We start from the raw sequence: 15,412 nt of genomic DNA on the forward strand, positions 1-15,412 counted from the left end.
CGCCGCGGCGCGGTTACCGGCATGCGGCCACGGCAACTAGGTCGGCGACCCTGTGCGGGGCCGGTGCGGTGAACCACCCGGCCGCGTCGGCCGGCGTTTGTTCCGAGGGGATCGGGTCGTGGAACCGGGCGCGTTCGAACGAGCCGTCGACGGTGAACGCGGCCCCGTCGAATCGAGCCGGTCCCGTGAAGCCCGCCGCGCCGAAGTCGGCATTGCCGCGAAACTGCGCGCTGTCGAAGTACGCCCCGCCACGAAATGCCGCCCGATGGAATCGAGCGTCGCCGGCGAAGACGGCCAGCGGAAATTGGGCGCTGCCGCGGAAGGTCGTTCCGTCGAACCGGGCCCGCGCGAATCGGGCGCCGAAGAATCTGGCGGAATCGGTGAACACCGCCTCCCGGAACCACGCGGTCTCGAAGGCCGCATTCTGAAAATGGGTGTCCGCGGAGAATGTCGCGCGGTCGAATCGGGTGATACCCGCCAGATTCGCACCCTCGAATATCGCGGGGCCGCCGAAAACCGCGTCGGTGAAATCGGCGTCGTCGAGCCGGGCGTTGCGGAAATCGAATGTGGCGCGCGACCAGCTGCGCCGCGCGCCGCGGCGGAGGTGGTCGGCGATGACGGCCGCAATGGTCCGGCGGACCGTCCGATCGTCGCCGCCGAGCCGTCCGGTCGCGCGAGGCAGTCGAAGATAACCGCAGAGTACGTCCACGCATTGCTGGCGTGGTGTGGACGTGGCGGCGTCGGCGATATCGGCCAGCGTGCGCACGGCGGACACTTGCGATCTTCCCTCACCGACATACAGTTGCGCCGCCGCGGAAACGAACATGTCGGCCAGTTGCCACGGCCACCGAAAACGCTTGCGTCGAACGGAATCTACCGAATTCGCTTCGCTGTCGAGCAATAGATTCGCCGCCGCGGCCACCGGTGCCGGTCGGCGTTGTACGAGCACGACCATTCGAACCTCCTAAACGCCTGCAACGCCCAGAAAAGCTCTTCACTCGCTGTAACGACGGTATAACCGGTCGACATCCGCCATAACAATCGTCACCGAAAAGTAATCGACCGGCCACGGCGCGCCGGTCGACCTGCGCGGGATCCGAACCCTCGAGATGCGGGAAAATCGCTGTCGGATAACCGTCGCGCCCACCCGCTGCGAGACCCCGGTTCGAGAGCCGGAGCGCGATAAAATTCATCATGTCTCGACGTCTGATCCCGGAGTGACCAGCACATGGGCGCTCGACCGGAAGGCGATGCCACCGCCGCCTTCGACCCGTGGGCCGATCGGACGGTGAACACTGCCCGGCAACCCGCCGGCAGCGAGGAATCCACCGGCACGGTCGGGCCGCCGACCGCGCCCGCGCCGGGCGCCGGCCTCGAACCCGGCGACCGGATCGACGATTTCGATCTGCTGCTGGAATTGGGGCACGGCGCCTTCGCCAAGGTGTTCCTGGCGCGGCAGCGGTCGATGCAGCGCCTGGTGGCGGTGAAGATCTCCGCCGACCACGGCACCGAACCCCAGACCCTCGCCCAGCTGGATCACGAATTCATCGTCCGGGTCTATGACCAGCGGGTGCTGCCGGACCTGGGTCTGAAACTGCTGTATATGCAATACGTTCCGGGCGGAACACTGGCGTCGGTGCTGACGCGGGTCCGCGCGACGGCACCGGAGCGACGCAGCGGCCGGCTGCTGCTGGACGCCGTCGACGAGGCATTGGAGGACAAGGGCGACATCCCGATGTCGAGCAGTCGCGCACGGGAGGAGATCGCCGCCCTGTCCTGGCCGGAAACCGTGGCCTGGCTCGGACGCGGGCTCGCCGAAGCCCTCGCATACGCCGAACGGTGCGGTGTACTGCACCGCGATATCAAACCGGCGAACGTCCTGCTCGCCGCGGACGCCGCACCCAAACTGGCCGATTTCAACATCAGTTTCAGCGACCACCTCGCGGGCAGCAGTCCGGTGGCCTACTTCGGCGGATCGCTGGCCTACATGTCCCCCGAACATCTCGAAGCCAGCCACCCGGAGCTACCCGGCACGGTGGACGACCTCGACACACGCAGCGACATCTACGCACTCGGGGTCATGCTGTGGGAGCTGCTGACCGGGCGCCGGCCGTTTCCCCCGACCGAGGCGAAGGATTCCCAGGGCTCGGTCGAGCAGCTGCTGGAGACGCGCCGCCGCCCGATAGCGCCACAATTCCTCGACGACCTTCCCGCCGACTGCCCGGCCTCACTGCGCCGCGTGCTGCTGACCTGCCTGGCACCGCAGCGCACCGACCGCTGGAGCAACGGCACCGAGCTGGCCCAGCAATTCGAGCTCTGCCTCGACCCGCGGGCCCGCGATCTCGTCGACGCACCGCCACGCAGCCACCAGCCGCGCGGGCCGCTGTGGCCGATACCGATTCTCGCGATCGCGATCGCCGTGCCGAACCTGGCCGCCGCTTGGTACAACTACTACTACAACAGGACGTTGATCGTCGGCAAACTCACACCCGAGGTGCAGCAGTCCTTCCACGATGTGGCCCGAGTGCTGTATCCGCTGGCCATCGTCGTGGCCACCCTGCTGATCCTCTACATCGCGCGCCACCTCATCGAGATATCCATCGGACTGCACAACGGGCGTAGCTATCCCGACAGGGTCCTCACCGGCGCCCGCATCGATGCGTTGCGGCTCGGCAACCGGGTGGCCGCCATCGCCTTCGTCTTCTGGTTCTCCGGCGGCGTGCTGTTTCCGGTGATGCTGAATCTCGTCGCCGGCGCCGTTCCGCGCGGCACCTACGCGCATTTCCTGCTGTCGCTGGTCGTCTGCGGTGCGGTCGCACTGGCCTATCCGTACTTCGCGATCACCTGGTACGTGGTCCGATTCCTGTATCCGATCTTCCTCGCACACGGCCGATCCGACGCCGCCGACGTCGAACACCTGCGCCGGCTCGCCCGGCGCACCGGCATCTACCTCACCGCGGCCGCCGCAGTACCGCTGGTCGGCGTCACCGGGATCACGTTCCTGCCGGCGCCGGACATCGAGTCCATCATCTGGGCGGTCCGCATCCTCTGCGTCGGCGGCATCATCGGTTTCATCCTCGCCTACCTGCTCTACGGAGTCATCGAGAAGGATCTCCGCGCGCTCGAAAGCGTCGCCGCCGCATCCACCACGGACGCGGGCGGCGAGTAGGCGCACGCGGGACTCCGGTCGGTCATGTCAGGACAGCAAACCCCGGCACCCCCGGGGCGCCGGAATGTACCGTGCGCACCCGCCTTTCACGCGAGCGACATCGTCACCGAAAGGAAACCGCATCGGCCGCGCGTGGCGGGATGCGGTAGTGGTATTCCGAACACGTGCGCCGTCGATCCGACTGTGCGCGGATCGAAATCTGCTGGGAGGTACACACTGTGGCGGTCGGATCGGAGCCGGCGCTCCGGTACCGGGTGTTTCGCCGGGCCGAGGTGAGAGTGCTCCTGCGTACCGTGCGCGCGGCGTGGTCGGACGAATTGTCCGACTGGGCGGCGGCATTGACGTACTACAGCATGTTGTCGCTGTTTCCGGCCCTGCTGATCGCCATCGTGGTGCTGAGTATCGCCGGACCCGCCCCCGCCGACTCGCTCGCGGGCGCGGCCGGTCGGCTGGGACCCGGCGGCGGCACGTCACTGATCTCCGACTCGATCCACCACCTGCAGTCGGTCAAATCGCTGTCCGGTCCGATGGCGGTCGTGGGCCTGCTGTCGGCGTTCTGGACCGTATCCACCTACCTGGGGGCGTTCATCCGCGCGGCCAACGACCTCTACGGGGTGCGGGAGAGCCGATCACTGTGGCGCACACTGCCACTGCGATTCGCATTGGGTCTGATGCTGGTGGTCGCCGTGGTCGTCACCGTGCTCGGCTTCGCCATCACCCCGGGCCTGGCCGAACACGCCGGCAACCGGATCGGGATGGGTTCGGCGGGCCTGCTCGTCTGGTCGATCGTGAAGTGGCCGCTGCTGGCCCTGCTGGTGAGTATCGCACTGGCGCTGCTGTATTGGGTCGCGCCGAACACCGAGGGCCAGCGGTTGCGCTGGCTGACCTCCGGAAGCGTGATCGCCGTGGGCATCTGGATCGCGGGATCGGCCGGACTGGCGCTCTACGCCGCCCATTTCGACTCGCTCGATCGCGTGTACGGATCGTTGACCGCGGCGATCGTCCTGCTGATGTGGCTGTGGCTCACCAACTTCGCGATCCTGCTCGGCGCGGTGGTCGACGCCCAGATCACCCGGGAACGAACGTTGCGCGAGCACCCGGAGCGGTAACCGCTATCGCAGTCACGAGGCCCGTGAGCGCCCGGCCGCACTCGCGGAGTTCGGGTCCAGCCGGCGGTTCGTGGCCGCCAGCTGCCAGGCCGTCGCGGAAGTGAGCCGATCGAGCCGGGCGCGGTCGAGCCGGGCGCAGATGTGCTCCCAGTGCAGCGCGAGATGGTCGCCCACCTCGATATCGGCGGCGTCGATGCCCGCACCGGCCAGTTCGATGCGGCGCGACGTCTCCGCCGACAGCGAGAGCCGGGAATCGCTCCAGCACAGCCGCCGCGCGCGCACCGTCGCGGTGGTGGCGTCGCGCGCGCAGACCCGTGCCCACGTGATCCGGCAGTTGTCGAGCACACGCAGCGGCAGATCCGCGGGACCCCGCCCGAGCAGGCGGGTCCACGGGTAGATGCCGAAGACGTGGAAGTTGTGATTGGCCGCGCTCTCCTCGGCCAGCTCGGGACCCAGGTGACGCCAGTACCCGCCGGCGATCGGGCCGATCACCGACAACAGCCGCGACAGGAACTCCGTCCTGTCGATCCGGGCGCCGACTCCTCCACCGAGCCAATAGGATTCGACCAGACGCGGGTCGAGCGGATCGGCGATTCCGGTCATCGACGACAGCACCAGCAAGTACGGCCAGGCTCCGGAGAAGCGCCGTGCCACGGCCCGGATCTCGGCATCGGTCCCGCCGGCCAGCGCGGGTGCGTCGGCGGGTCCGCAGTAGCCCAGCGCATTCGGCGCGTAGGCGTAGCGCGCGAACATCTGCGGCCCGCTCATGTCTCCTCCCGTCGCCACAGGATCAGCGCCAGCAGCCAGGTCGCGACGAACAGCGCCACCACGACGAATCCCATCGTCCCCAGATCGAGACCGCCGATCCAGGCCAGCGGGCCGGAGGTGATGCCCAGTGCGCCGGTGACCACGGAGACGATCTCCTGGGCGCCGATCAGCAGGGCCACCGCGACCGACAGCCCGGTCACCAGCAGGTTGTAGTAGATCTTGCGGGCCGGGACGGCGCAGGCCCAGCCGTAGGCCGCGTTCATACACGCCCCGTCCAGCGAGTCGAACAGGGTCATACCGGCCGAGAACAGCAGCGGCAGCACCACGATCGCGTACCAGGGCAGATCGGTGTCGGCCGCCGCGCCCCCCGCGAGCACCAGCAGACTCACCTCGGTCACCGTGTCGAATCCCAGCCCGAACAGCACGCCGATCGGATACATCTGCCCCGGCCGGCGCACCGCACGGACCAGCGGCGCGAGCACCCGGTTCAGCGCTCCGCGCGCGTGCAGCCGGGAATCCAGTTCCCGCTCGTCACCCTCGCCTCGGCGCACCGCGCGCAGTGCCCGCCCGATACCGATGAGCGACACCAGGTTCAGCAGACCGATGAGCAGCAGGAAGGTTCCCGAGACGCCGCTGCCGAAGGTGCCGGTCCAGCGCCGCAGCCCGGACCCGTCGTCCTCGACACCGGACGCCAGCACCCGCGCGCCCAGTGCCAGCGCGCCGACCATGACGAAAACGACGGTGGAATGCCCGAGCGAGAACCAGAATCCGACCGACACCGGTGTCTTGCGCTCGCCCACCAGCTTGCGGGTGGTGTTGTCGATGGCGGCGATGTGGTCGACGTCGAAGGCGTGCCGCATCCCCAGCGTGTACGCGGTCACGCCCAGGCCGGCACCGAACACCACATTGCCCACCGCGTAGTGGTTCGGTACGACCAGGGCGACCAGCAGCCCCCAGCCCGCGACGTGCAGCGCGGCCACCGTCACGGCCATGCCGGTCACGCCGCGGCGCCGGGCGCGCTGTTCTCGCGCCCGCTCCCGAGGGGGCGACACCGTCATCGTCGGCTGCATCGTATCTGCCGCCCGCGACCCCGCAACGCTCTCAGCAGATCCGCGGAAGCTGTTCGCCGGCAGGCAGATCCACCACGCGGGTACCGCCGAGGGCGGTGCGCGCGACCACCATCCCGGGATGTTCGTCGACGCAGACGCCGATCGCGCAGGCCCGCGCGCCGAGCGGATGCGCCCGCATGGCCGCCAGCGCGCGGTCCGCGTCCTCGGCGGCGACGAAGGCGACCGCCTTCCCCTCGTTGGCCACATACAGCGGATCCAGTCCCAGCAGTCCGCACGCATCGCGGACCGCGTCGGGGATCGGCAGCGCGCGCTCGTCCAGTCGCACTCCGATATTCGCGGCTTTCGCGATCTCGTTCAATGTCGCCGCGACCCCGCCGCGGGTGGGGTCACGCAGTGTGTGGACATCGGCGCCGGTGGCGAGGACGGCGGCGACCAGACCGTTCAGCGCCGCGGTGTCGCTGCGCACGGTCGTGCCGAACTCCAGGCCCTCGCGGCAGCTCATCACCGCCACCCCGTGCACACCGATGTCGCCGCTGACCAGCACGACATCTCCGGGCCGGGCGCGCTCGGGACGGATGTCGACCCCCGCGGGCACCAGCCCGATGCCCGCGGTGTTGACGAAGATGCCGTCTCCGTGACCGGCGTCGACCACTTTCGTATCGCCGGTCACCAGCTTCACCCCGGCCGTGCCGGCGGCCTCGCCCATGGCCTCGGCGACCCGGGCGATCTCGGCCAGCTCGGTGCCCTCTTCCAGAATGAACGCCGTCGACAGCACCAACGGCTGCGCACCGGCCATGGCCAGGTCGTTCACGGTGCCGTTGACCGCCAGCTCGCCGATCGTGCCGCCGGGGAAGACGAGTGGTTTCACCACGAACGAATCGGTGGAGAACGCCAGCCTCGTGCTACCGACCTCGACCACCGCCGCATCGCCGAGCGCGGCGTCGGCGGCGGCGCCGAACGCGGGCAGGAACAGGTGCTCGATCAGCTCGCCCGACATCGCGCCTCCGCCGCCGTGCGCCATCACGATCGTCGGCGAATCCCGCAGCGGCAGTGGGCACACCCAGCTCTGGGCATCGAATACCGGTGGCGGAGTGGAGGTTTCGGCGTGGTCAAGCATGAGCTACCTCCGCCGGCAGGTCCAGGCGGCGATACAGGTAGTAGGCGGCGCAGGCGCCCTCGGAGGACACCATCGTGGCGCCCAGCGGGTTACGCGGTGTGCAGCGGGTGCCGAACGCCGCGCAATCGGTCGGCTTGATCAGCCCCTGCAGGACCTCTCCGGAGCGGCAGACCGACGATTCGGCGGTGTGGATATCGCCCACGCTGAATCGATATTCGGCGTCGTAGTCGCGATAGCGCGGCGAGAGCCGCCACCCGCTGCGCGGAATGACGCCGATCCCGCGCCAGGCGCGATCGGTGACCTCGAAGACGTCCTCCAACATGGCCTTCGCGGCCGGATTGCCCTCGGCCGGTACCGCACGCGGGTAGGCGTTCTCGACCTCGCAGCGGCCCTGTTCGAGCTGGATCACCGTGCGGCGGATCCCCTCGAGGATGTCGAGCGGCTCGAATCCGGTGACCACCATGGGAACTCGATATTTCCGCGCCAGCGGCGGGTATTCGCGGATACCCATCACCGAGCACACGTGACCGGCGGCCAGGAAGGCCTGGACCCGGCAGTCCGGCGATTCCATGATGGCGGCGATCGCCGGCGGGACCAGGACGTGTGAGACCAGCAGCGAGAAGTTCTCGATGCCCAGGCGCCGGGCCTGATAGACCGTCATGGCGTTGGCCGGGGCGGTGGTCTCGAAGCCGATCCCGAAGAACACCACCTGCCGGTCGGGATTCTGTTTCGCGAGGGTCAGCGCGTCCAGCGGCGAATACACCACGCGCACGTCGCCGCCCTCACTCTTGACCCGGAACAGATCCTTGGAACTTCCCGGCACACGCAGCATGTCGCCGAAGGAGCAGAAGATGACCTCCGGGCGGCCGGCGATCTCGAGTGCCTTGTCGATCACTTCCAGAGGCGTGACACAGACCGGGCAGCCGGGGCCGTGAATCATCTCGATGGTATCGGGCAGCAGCTGGTCTATACCGTGCCGGATGATCGAATGCGTCTGGCCGCCACAGACTTCCATGATCGACCAGCGCCGCGAGGTGGCGGCCCGGATGCGTTCGAGCAGACGCTGAGCCAGGTCGGGATTGCTGAATTCGTCCAGATATTTCATCGGTTCACCTCGTCGTCACGGGCGGGCTCCGACGGCGCGCCGGAGGTGGGATCGGGAAGACCGGACTGCCGGGCGGCGATGGCGAAGCCGTCACCGAATTCCTCGTTCAGTACACCGAGGTGTTCGAATTCGGCCAGGGTGGCCAGCGCCGATTCCTCGTCGAGGCGCTGAATGGCGAATCCGACGTGCACGACGACGTAGTCGCCGACCGCGGCGTCCGGAATATATTGCAGGCATACGTCTTTGTGGACACCGCCGAAGTCGACCACCGACATCAGCGTGCCGTCGCGCTCGTACAGGTCGAGCACCTTCCCCGGGACTGCCAGGCACATGATCGGTTCCTTCCTTTCGCTCATCGAGCCCCGGCGGCGAGCAGCTGCCCGAATGCCAGGCCGCCGTCGTTGGGTGGCACTCTGTGATGAGTGATGACCTGAAAACCCTCCTCTCGCAGCCGGTTTCGCGAGAGCGAGAGCAGCAGCGCGTTCTGGAACACGCCACCGGACAGGGCCACCGGCACACCCGGTTCGCCGAATCGGCGCGCCAGTGCGGCCACGAGTTCGGCGACCGCGACGTGGAAGCGCGCGCCGACGAGGTCGGCACCGGCCCCTGCCGCGATGTCGGCGAGTACGGCGGCCAGCACCGGAGCCGGGTCCATTCGCACGGCCCCGTCCGGATCCGCGGCGCCGAGCGTGAATCGGTAGCCGTGCCCGGGGTTCGCGTCCCGCGAGCGGGCCTCCAGTTCGATGGCGGCCTGCGCCTCGTAGTCGACCACGTGGCGCACACCCGCCAGCGAGGCCACCGCGTCGAACAGCCGCCCCATGCTAGAGGTCGGGACGCAGCCCAGCCCGGTGCCGAGTTGATGCGCGAGGATCCGGCGCTCGGCGGGCGGGCAGGCCGCGACCGAGGCGATGGACTCGCCCCACGCAATGCCGGCGGCGTGCAGATGGGCCAGCGCCATCCGGTAGGGCCGGTGCACACTGGCGTCACCGCCCGGTAGGGGGACGTAGGCCAGATGTGCCAGGCGACGGAATCCCTTGTAGCCGGCGGCCAGCACCTCACCGCCCCAGATCGCCCCGTCCGGGCCGAAACCCGTTCCGTCGAAAGCGATTCCGAGGACGGTCGACGATCCGGGCAGGCCGTGCTCCCCCATCACCGCCGCGATGTGGGCGTGGTGATGCTGCACGGTGTGTACCGGCCGCCCGGCCGCGGCGCGACGCGCCCAGGCGCTGGAGCGATAGCCGGGATGGGCGTCGACTGCCAGCTGCGCAGGGTGCACGCCGGTCAGTTCCTCCAGATGCTGTTCGGCGGCGCCGAAGGCGCGCAGCGTGGCCAGATCGTCCATATCGCCGATGTGCTGACTCAGCCACGCGTACCGGCCCTCGGCGACCGCGCAGGTGTTCTTCACATCGGCGCCGACCGCGAGGACGGGCGCCGACTCCTGCGGCAGCGCCAGCGGCAGCGGCGCGTACCCGCGGGAGCGGCGGATCGGCATTTCGGTCCCGTCGACCAGCCGGACCACCGAATCGTCGCAGGGCACCAGGATGCGGCGGTCGTGGTCCAGCACCGCGTCGGCCAGTTCCGGCAGCCGTCGTTCGGCGTCCTCGTCGGTGTAGCACAGGGGCTCGCCGCCGAGATTGGCCGAGGTCATGACCAGCGCGACCGGTCCGGGCGGGTCGCCGGGCAGTCCGAACAGCAGGAGATGCAGCGGGGTGTAGGCCAGCATCACCCCGAGCTCGCGAAGCCCCGGGGCCACCGATTCCGCCGGTGTTCGCTCACCGCGCGGCAGCAGCACGATCGGCCGCTGTGGTCCGCTCAGCATCGCCGCGGCGGCCGCGTCGACCCGCGCGAGGGTGCGGGCCGCGGCGAGATCGGCGACCATGACGGCGAAAGGTTTCGCGCCGCGCCGTTTGCGGGCGCGCAGTCGCGCCACCGCGTCCTCGTCGTCGGCGGCGCAGGCGAGGTGATAGCCGCCGATGCCCTTGACCGCGACGATTCCGCCCTCGCGCAACATCTTTCGCGCGGCGGCCACCGGGTCGCCGGTTCCGGGACCGGAGTAGCGCAGGGTGGGCCCGCAGTCGGGGCAGGCGATCGGCTGGGCGTGGAAACGGCGGTCGGCGGGATCGTGATACTCGCGCGCGCAGCGCTCGCACATGGCGAAATCGGCCATCGAGGTCCGCTCACGGTCGTAGGGCAGACTCGCGATGATCGTGAAGCGGGGGCCGCAATTGGTGCAGGTGATGAACGGATGCCGGTAGCGGCGGTCGGCCGGATCGGCCAGCTCCCGCGCACAGTCGGCGCAGATCGCCACATCGGGCGAGGCCAGGGTGCGTCCGCCGCCGCGGGTCGTGCCGGCGATGTGGAATCCGGTGCCACCGCGCACCGGAAGATCGGTGCGCTCGACGGAGTCGACCACCGCCAGCGGCGGCGGGTCGCGGCGCACCCGTTCGGCGAATTCGGCCAGCGCCCGCGGCGTTCCCTCGATGTCGACGATCACCCCGTCGCTGTCGTTGCAGACACTGCCGGTCAGTGCGAGTTCGGCGGCGGTGCTGTAGACGAAGGGGCGGAACCCGACGCCCTGCACCACACCGCGCACCACCAACCGGCAACGAGCGCGCCCGCCGCCTGCCACTCGGCCCGCCTCGGTGCCCACCGCTCGGCCCGCCTCGGTACCCAGAACCCGGCCCGCCTCGGTACTCACGGTTCGCCTCGGCTCAGCAGTCGCAGTCCGGCCAGCGCCTCGCGGGCGCCCGCCTCGTCGGTACGCTCGACCGCGAGACCCATGTGGATGATCACCCAGTCGCCGGGTGCCACCGGATCGTCTTCCAGCAGGCCGATATTCACCTTGCGCTCGGCGCCGGAGACGTCGACGAGCGCCAGCTGACCGCCGTAGCCGTCCACGATCTGCACGACCCGGCCCGGAATTCCGAGGCACATGATCACACCTCCGTTCGCGACATCCGCAGCTGCGCGATCACCCGCGCCACGGTCGCGGCGCCCTCGTCCACGGCGGCCGCCACGGGTGCGGACAGGCCGATTCCCTCGTCGGTCGACAGCGCCTGGCAGCCGACGACCACGGTGGGTGGGACGACCCCGCCCAGTGCCCGGACCCCCGCGAACACCGCCGCCGGATCCATTCCGTGGGCGTCCAGACCGGCCGGTGCCTCCTGACCCGGTTCGGCCCGCATCACCTCGATGCGCCCCGCCGCGCCCCGATTCGGGATCGCGTCGACGAGGACCAGCGCATCCCATTCATCGAGCAGGTCGTAGGCCAGATGCATGCCGCGGATGCCGTAGTCGACCACCCGCACGTCCCCGTCGCGGTCCGGCGGTATCCGCCGCACCACCTCGGGGCCGAATCCGTCGTCGCCGAGAAAGATGTTGCCGATTCCGGCGACGAGCACCCGGCTGTTCACATGCGCCGCATTCGCAGGTAGCGGCGCATATCCGGAATCGAGCGGATTCCGATCAGCGCCAGGACGACAACCGCCGCCGCGACGACTCCCGTGGCCACCATTCCCACCGTCTCCATGACATTCGTCCTTTCCTCCGGCCGCGCTACTCGCCCGGTCCGTCCAGTGGCTCCAGTTCGTCGGGATCGAAATACAGGTAACGCCCGTACCATTCGTGCAGATCGGCTCCGGGATCGTCGGCGATGACCACACCGACGTGGGTGCGCCCGTCGACGTCGGCGTGCACCGAGGTGACCCGCGCGTCCCGGCCGTCGAAGAACATGTCGTGGATATCGGCGCGCCGGGCCGGATGCAGCCGCACCCTGCTCCCCTTGCGCACCAGCGTCCCGGCGATCGGCACGGCATCCGAATCCGGCCGCACCGCGCCGTCGGCGGCGGGATCCCACCAGTCCGTCCCCGGCGGGACCTCCGGCACCAGCCGGTCCGCTCCCTCGTGCGGGTCGCGCAGCACACCGTGCAGGCGGGCCATCTGCTCGGCGGTCATCGCGTCACAGCTCTCGACGATGCGGGCCGCACGCGGATCGGTGGCGCGCGCGGCGGCCTTCTCCTCGTCGGTCATCGCCATCACACGCAACGTCAGGATCTCGTCGATCTCGGTGGCGTCGTACAGCGATTCCTGGCTCTGCTCGGCGATTTCGGGATGGTCGTAGAGGATGATCGGAGAGACCAGCATCAGGCTGTGATCGCCGGGCGGTCCGGCGAGCACCGGGAAGCAGCGGCGCTGGGTACAGCGCGCGACCGTGGCCTCGGCCTCCGGCGGCGGTTCCAGCAGCGAGACGAACCGTCCATCGGCGACCTCCGCGATCACATGCGCACCGATCAGCGACCGGGCGAGGGCATCACGCTTGTCCGCGGCGGGTTCGCCGGTATTGCGCACGGTCACGCGCAGGCGCAGATATCCATGCTCCGCAACGACATTCAGGTCCACTTCGCCGTGCAGCGGCCACCGGGTGCGCACGATCGCACCGGCCGGCCCCGTCGCCCCGTCGTCGAGGGGTTCGGTTTCGGCGCCGCCCGGGACGTCGAACGGCACCGTGGTCGCGGCCGGGCGGATCGGCCCCACGGCGACCTCCCGCTCCACCGCCTCGTCCCAATCCGGCCAGGTCCGACCCGCCACCGTCGTTTCCGCGACCGCGGCTCCGGCGGCGTCGCGCACACCGCGGTGTTGCAGCTGCAGGAATCGAAGCGTGAACCGCACGGTCGGGTCGGCGCCGGGGTCCACCACCATCTCCCCGGCCAGATCGCAGTCCTCGCCCAGTCCGTCCGCGTGCGCGCGGGGCGGTCCGAGCACGCCGAACTGCCACCGGCAGCGGTTCTTTCGAGCGTCGGCCCGGTACGGGTACAGCAGATAGCCCTCGTAGAGCACCGCGTCGGCAACCGCGCGGGCCCGGGCTCGGCTCGACTCCGCGGTACTCACGCCGACTCCTGCGCACCGGCGAGCAGCCGCCCGACCGTCTCGTCGAATCCCAGCATCCCGTGCTCGCCCTTGTAGGCGGCCAGTGCTGCCAAGGTGTCCTCGTGCAAGCGCACCCAGCCGGCGCCCGGGAACTGCGCGGCCATCAGCTCGCGCCAGACCGAGACCGGCATCTCGTAGCGGTCCTCGCGGTCCCAGGGGATCTGCTGCACCGCGAATCCGTGGCTGCCGCGGATGAAGACCGTGCCGCTGAACAGGAACAGCAGCGGCACGCTGCCCTCGCGCAGCGAGTGCAGATATTTCGATCCGGCGACCTCGAAGTCGTAGGTGCACGGCATCGGCAGATCCACCTCGGCACCGCCGGTGAACCCGGGAACCGTTGTGGCGCAGTGCATCCACAGGAACGAGCGCTGAGTGTGGTCCCAGCGTTCGCGCGGTCCGAACAGATCCAGCAGGCCCGCGCTCTCGGCGTCGGTGTAGGAGCGGCGGTTCGGTTCGATGCGAACCTGTGCGCGCAACGCGATGGCGTGGACGGGTTCGTCACCGACCGACGCGATGCCGATCCGCGCGGACAGGATCGGGGTGACCGCGTACGGCTCGGGCTTCATCCCGAGGACCGCGAAGGTGGTGGCGTAGGCGGGGCTCATACCGGTTCCCCCGCATCGAACGGCCGCGCTCGCGCGGTCATGGTGGTGAAGAACTCCGTCACGTAGTCGCGCACGTCCGCACCGCCGTCGAACCCGCGCCACAGCAGGCGAATCCGGCCCACGAACTCGTAGCAGGCGTCGATCGGCAGCAGCAGGCAACGCGAGGCGGCGGCGTCGCGGTCGGGTATGCGGATCAGCAGCGCCTCCACATCGTCGGCGAGATCGCCGAATTCCGGATGCCGCTCGGTGAACGATCGCCAATTATCAAGGGGCAGTTCGGATTCTGTGGCTCCTGCCGGTCCCGGATAGAAGGCGACCGTCCGCCCGGCTGCCGAGCTGTGGAAGAAGAAGGCGAGTCCGACCGGGATCTCGAGGCCGTCCCATTCCGGCAGGCTCATCCGGAATCGCGGGAACGAGACGTACCGGCGCGGGACCGCCCGGTAACGCAGCGCCGCGCCGCGCTCGGTGAACAGCAGATAACAGCCCCGGCACACGCAGAGCATGTGCCGGCTCTCGGTGTCGACGACGTGCTGATGGTCCCCGGCGATCGGTTCGGCGCACATCTCGCAGCGTTCCCCCGCCACCGGTGCCGGCCGGCGATCGGTGGCGAGGCGGCGCAGTGCCCGCACGGTCGGATTCATCCGCCCACCCCCACCGGAACCGCCACCGACAGTTCGCCGTCGCGTACCAGCACCGGCAGCGGTTCGAGATGTCCCGCGCCGTCCAGGCGCGCGCCGGCGTGGACCACGTCGAAATGGGCGTGGCAGCCGGGACAGCGCAGTACCGGATCCCCGTGGACGCCGCGGTGCAGAGCCGCACCGGCCAGCGATCGATCACAGGCCGGGCAGTGGTCGCGGTAGACGTAGATCTCGTCACCGACCCGGCAGGCGAGCACCGGCAGTCCGGCCAGCGCGAACCCGCCCACCTCATTGGCGGACAGCTGCGCCAATTCCGGTGCGCCGACCCAGTTTCCGCCGGTCCGCACGTGCGAGAACAGCGTGTCCGGTGCGATCACCGCCGCATCGGCGGCCGGTTCGGCGGTGACGACGTCGATCGCGGTGATCTCCGGTGCGGCCGCGCGCACGGCATCCTCGACGGCCAGTTCCAAGGTCACCGACGAGGAGGGGCAGCTACGGCAGCTTCCGGTCAGCTCCAGCCGGACCACCCCGTCGCCGGTGACCTCGAGCAGCCGCACATCGCCGCCGTGCGATCCCAGATACGGCCGCACGCTGTCGAGCGCGGCGGCGACCCTGGTTCGCACGTCGTGCGGGTGCAGTCCGTGCACGAGCAGCAGACTGGCGACCAGATCGTCGTCGAGCAGCCGTCGCACCGCGACGTCGTCCAGGCAGGCCAGGATGCGGCGCAATCCGGCGCCGTAGAGATCGACCACCTCACCGACCAGCGCCTCGGCCCGTTCCCGGGCCGCCGCCCCACCCGCCGAGCTCGCATCGAGCAATGTCTCGATGCGATCGCCCGCGTCTCGCCACCGGTCGTCGTCGACCGTTGTGGCGGACTCGTCGTCGGGAAGCGTGGACATCGCCTC

The 15,412-nt window shown here is 69.6% G+C and carries 16 protein-coding genes; 2 read left to right on the forward strand and 14 right to left on the reverse strand.

The window, feature by feature from the left end; translation table 11 throughout:
• Positions 1 to 13: 13 nt before the first annotated feature.
• Complete coding sequence (locus tag NMI01S_RS16805) at positions 14 to 955, reverse strand: pentapeptide repeat-containing protein (RefSeq protein ID WP_218021032.1); 942 nt, start codon at positions 953 to 955, stop codon at positions 14 to 16.
• Between the two features lie 273 nt (positions 956 to 1,228).
• Between NMI01S_RS16805 and NMI01S_RS16810 the strand changes: the two genes are divergently transcribed.
• Together NMI01S_RS16810 and NMI01S_RS16815 are read left to right on the forward strand one after the other, a co-directional pair.
• On the forward strand, positions 1,229 to 3,169 hold the full coding sequence (locus NMI01S_RS16810; protein ID WP_084513018.1) for a serine/threonine-protein kinase: 1,941 nt from the start codon (positions 1,229 to 1,231) through the stop codon (positions 3,167 to 3,169).
• 278 nt (positions 3,170 to 3,447) lie between these two features.
• Positions 3,448 to 4,278 (forward strand): YihY/virulence factor BrkB family protein, encoded by an 831-nt coding sequence (locus NMI01S_RS16815; protein WP_062998739.1) that lies wholly within the window; start codon positions 3,448 to 3,450, stop codon positions 4,276 to 4,278.
• Positions 4,279 to 4,290: 12 nt separating this feature from the next.
• Here NMI01S_RS16815 and NMI01S_RS16820 read toward each other — a convergent pair whose 3' ends face one another.
• From NMI01S_RS16820 to NMI01S_RS16875, 13 genes are all read right to left on the reverse strand, one after another.
• On the reverse strand, positions 4,291 to 5,046 hold the full coding sequence (locus NMI01S_RS16820) for a DUF6390 family protein (protein WP_062998222.1): 756 nt from the start codon (positions 5,044 to 5,046) through the stop codon (positions 4,291 to 4,293).
• Positions 5,043 to 6,104 carry a Nickel transporter NicT gene (gene nicT, locus NMI01S_RS16825; protein WP_218021034.1) on the reverse strand — a complete coding sequence of 354 codons (1,062 nt, stop codon included), beginning with the start codon at positions 6,102 to 6,104 and terminating at the stop codon, positions 5,043 to 5,045. Before nicT ends, NMI01S_RS16820 begins: the two co-directional genes overlap by 4 nt.
• Before the next feature lie 43 nt (positions 6,105 to 6,147).
• A complete protein-coding gene (gene hypE / locus NMI01S_RS16830; RefSeq protein WP_062998224.1) occupies positions 6,148 to 7,233 on the reverse strand; it encodes a hydrogenase expression/formation protein HypE in 1,086 nt (361 codons plus the stop codon).
• Positions 7,226 to 8,338: a hydrogenase formation protein HypD gene (gene hypD, locus NMI01S_RS16835; RefSeq protein WP_062998226.1), complete on the reverse strand. Its 1,113-nt coding sequence runs from the start codon at positions 8,336 to 8,338 to the stop codon at positions 7,226 to 7,228. Before hypD ends, hypE begins: the two co-directional genes overlap by 8 nt.
• Entirely contained in the window at positions 8,335 to 8,670 is a 336-nt protein-coding gene (locus tag NMI01S_RS16840) for a HypC/HybG/HupF family hydrogenase formation chaperone (RefSeq protein ID WP_036510658.1), read from the reverse strand. The genes hypD and NMI01S_RS16840 overlap by 4 nt, the downstream gene beginning before the upstream one ends.
• Positions 8,671 to 8,690: 20 nt before the next feature.
• Positions 8,691 to 10,967: a carbamoyltransferase HypF gene (gene hypF / locus NMI01S_RS16845; protein WP_062998743.1), complete on the reverse strand. Its 2,277-nt coding sequence runs from the start codon at positions 10,965 to 10,967 to the stop codon at positions 8,691 to 8,693.
• Positions 10,968 to 11,032: 65 nt separating this feature from the next.
• On the reverse strand, positions 11,033 to 11,272 hold the full coding sequence (locus NMI01S_RS16850; protein ID WP_062998744.1) for a HypC/HybG/HupF family hydrogenase formation chaperone: 240 nt from the start codon (positions 11,270 to 11,272) through the stop codon (positions 11,033 to 11,035).
• A gap of 2 nt (positions 11,273 to 11,274) precedes the next feature.
• Positions 11,275 to 11,751: a hydrogenase maturation protease gene (locus NMI01S_RS16855; RefSeq protein WP_062998228.1), complete on the reverse strand. Its 477-nt coding sequence runs from the start codon at positions 11,749 to 11,751 to the stop codon at positions 11,275 to 11,277.
• A complete protein-coding gene (locus NMI01S_RS36540; RefSeq protein WP_373862256.1) occupies positions 11,748 to 11,867 on the reverse strand; it encodes a DUF6893 family small protein in 120 nt (39 codons plus the stop codon). Before NMI01S_RS36540 ends, NMI01S_RS16855 begins: the two co-directional genes overlap by 4 nt.
• Before the next feature lie 26 nt (positions 11,868 to 11,893).
• On the reverse strand, positions 11,894 to 13,225 hold the full coding sequence (locus NMI01S_RS16860) for a hypothetical protein (protein ID WP_062998230.1): 1,332 nt from the start codon (positions 13,223 to 13,225) through the stop codon (positions 11,894 to 11,896).
• The gene (locus NMI01S_RS16865; protein WP_062998232.1) at positions 13,222 to 13,869 is read right to left on the reverse strand and encodes a DUF6084 family protein; all 648 of its coding nucleotides are present in this window, start codon (positions 13,867 to 13,869) and stop codon (positions 13,222 to 13,224) included. Before NMI01S_RS16865 ends, NMI01S_RS16860 begins: the two co-directional genes overlap by 4 nt.
• Positions 13,866 to 14,510 (reverse strand): DUF5947 family protein, encoded by a 645-nt coding sequence (locus tag NMI01S_RS16870; protein WP_062998234.1) that lies wholly within the window; start codon positions 14,508 to 14,510, stop codon positions 13,866 to 13,868. Before NMI01S_RS16870 ends, NMI01S_RS16865 begins: the two co-directional genes overlap by 4 nt.
• On the reverse strand, positions 14,507 to 15,406 hold the full coding sequence (locus NMI01S_RS16875; protein ID WP_062998236.1) for a NifU family protein: 900 nt from the start codon (positions 15,404 to 15,406) through the stop codon (positions 14,507 to 14,509). The genes NMI01S_RS16870 and NMI01S_RS16875 overlap by 4 nt, the downstream gene beginning before the upstream one ends.
• Positions 15,407 to 15,412: the final 6 nt, after the last annotated feature.

Origin of the sequence: Nocardia mikamii NBRC 108933, from assembly GCF_001613505.1 — a bacterium.
Lineage (GTDB): Bacteria > Actinomycetota > Actinomycetes > Mycobacteriales > Mycobacteriaceae > Nocardia > Nocardia mikamii.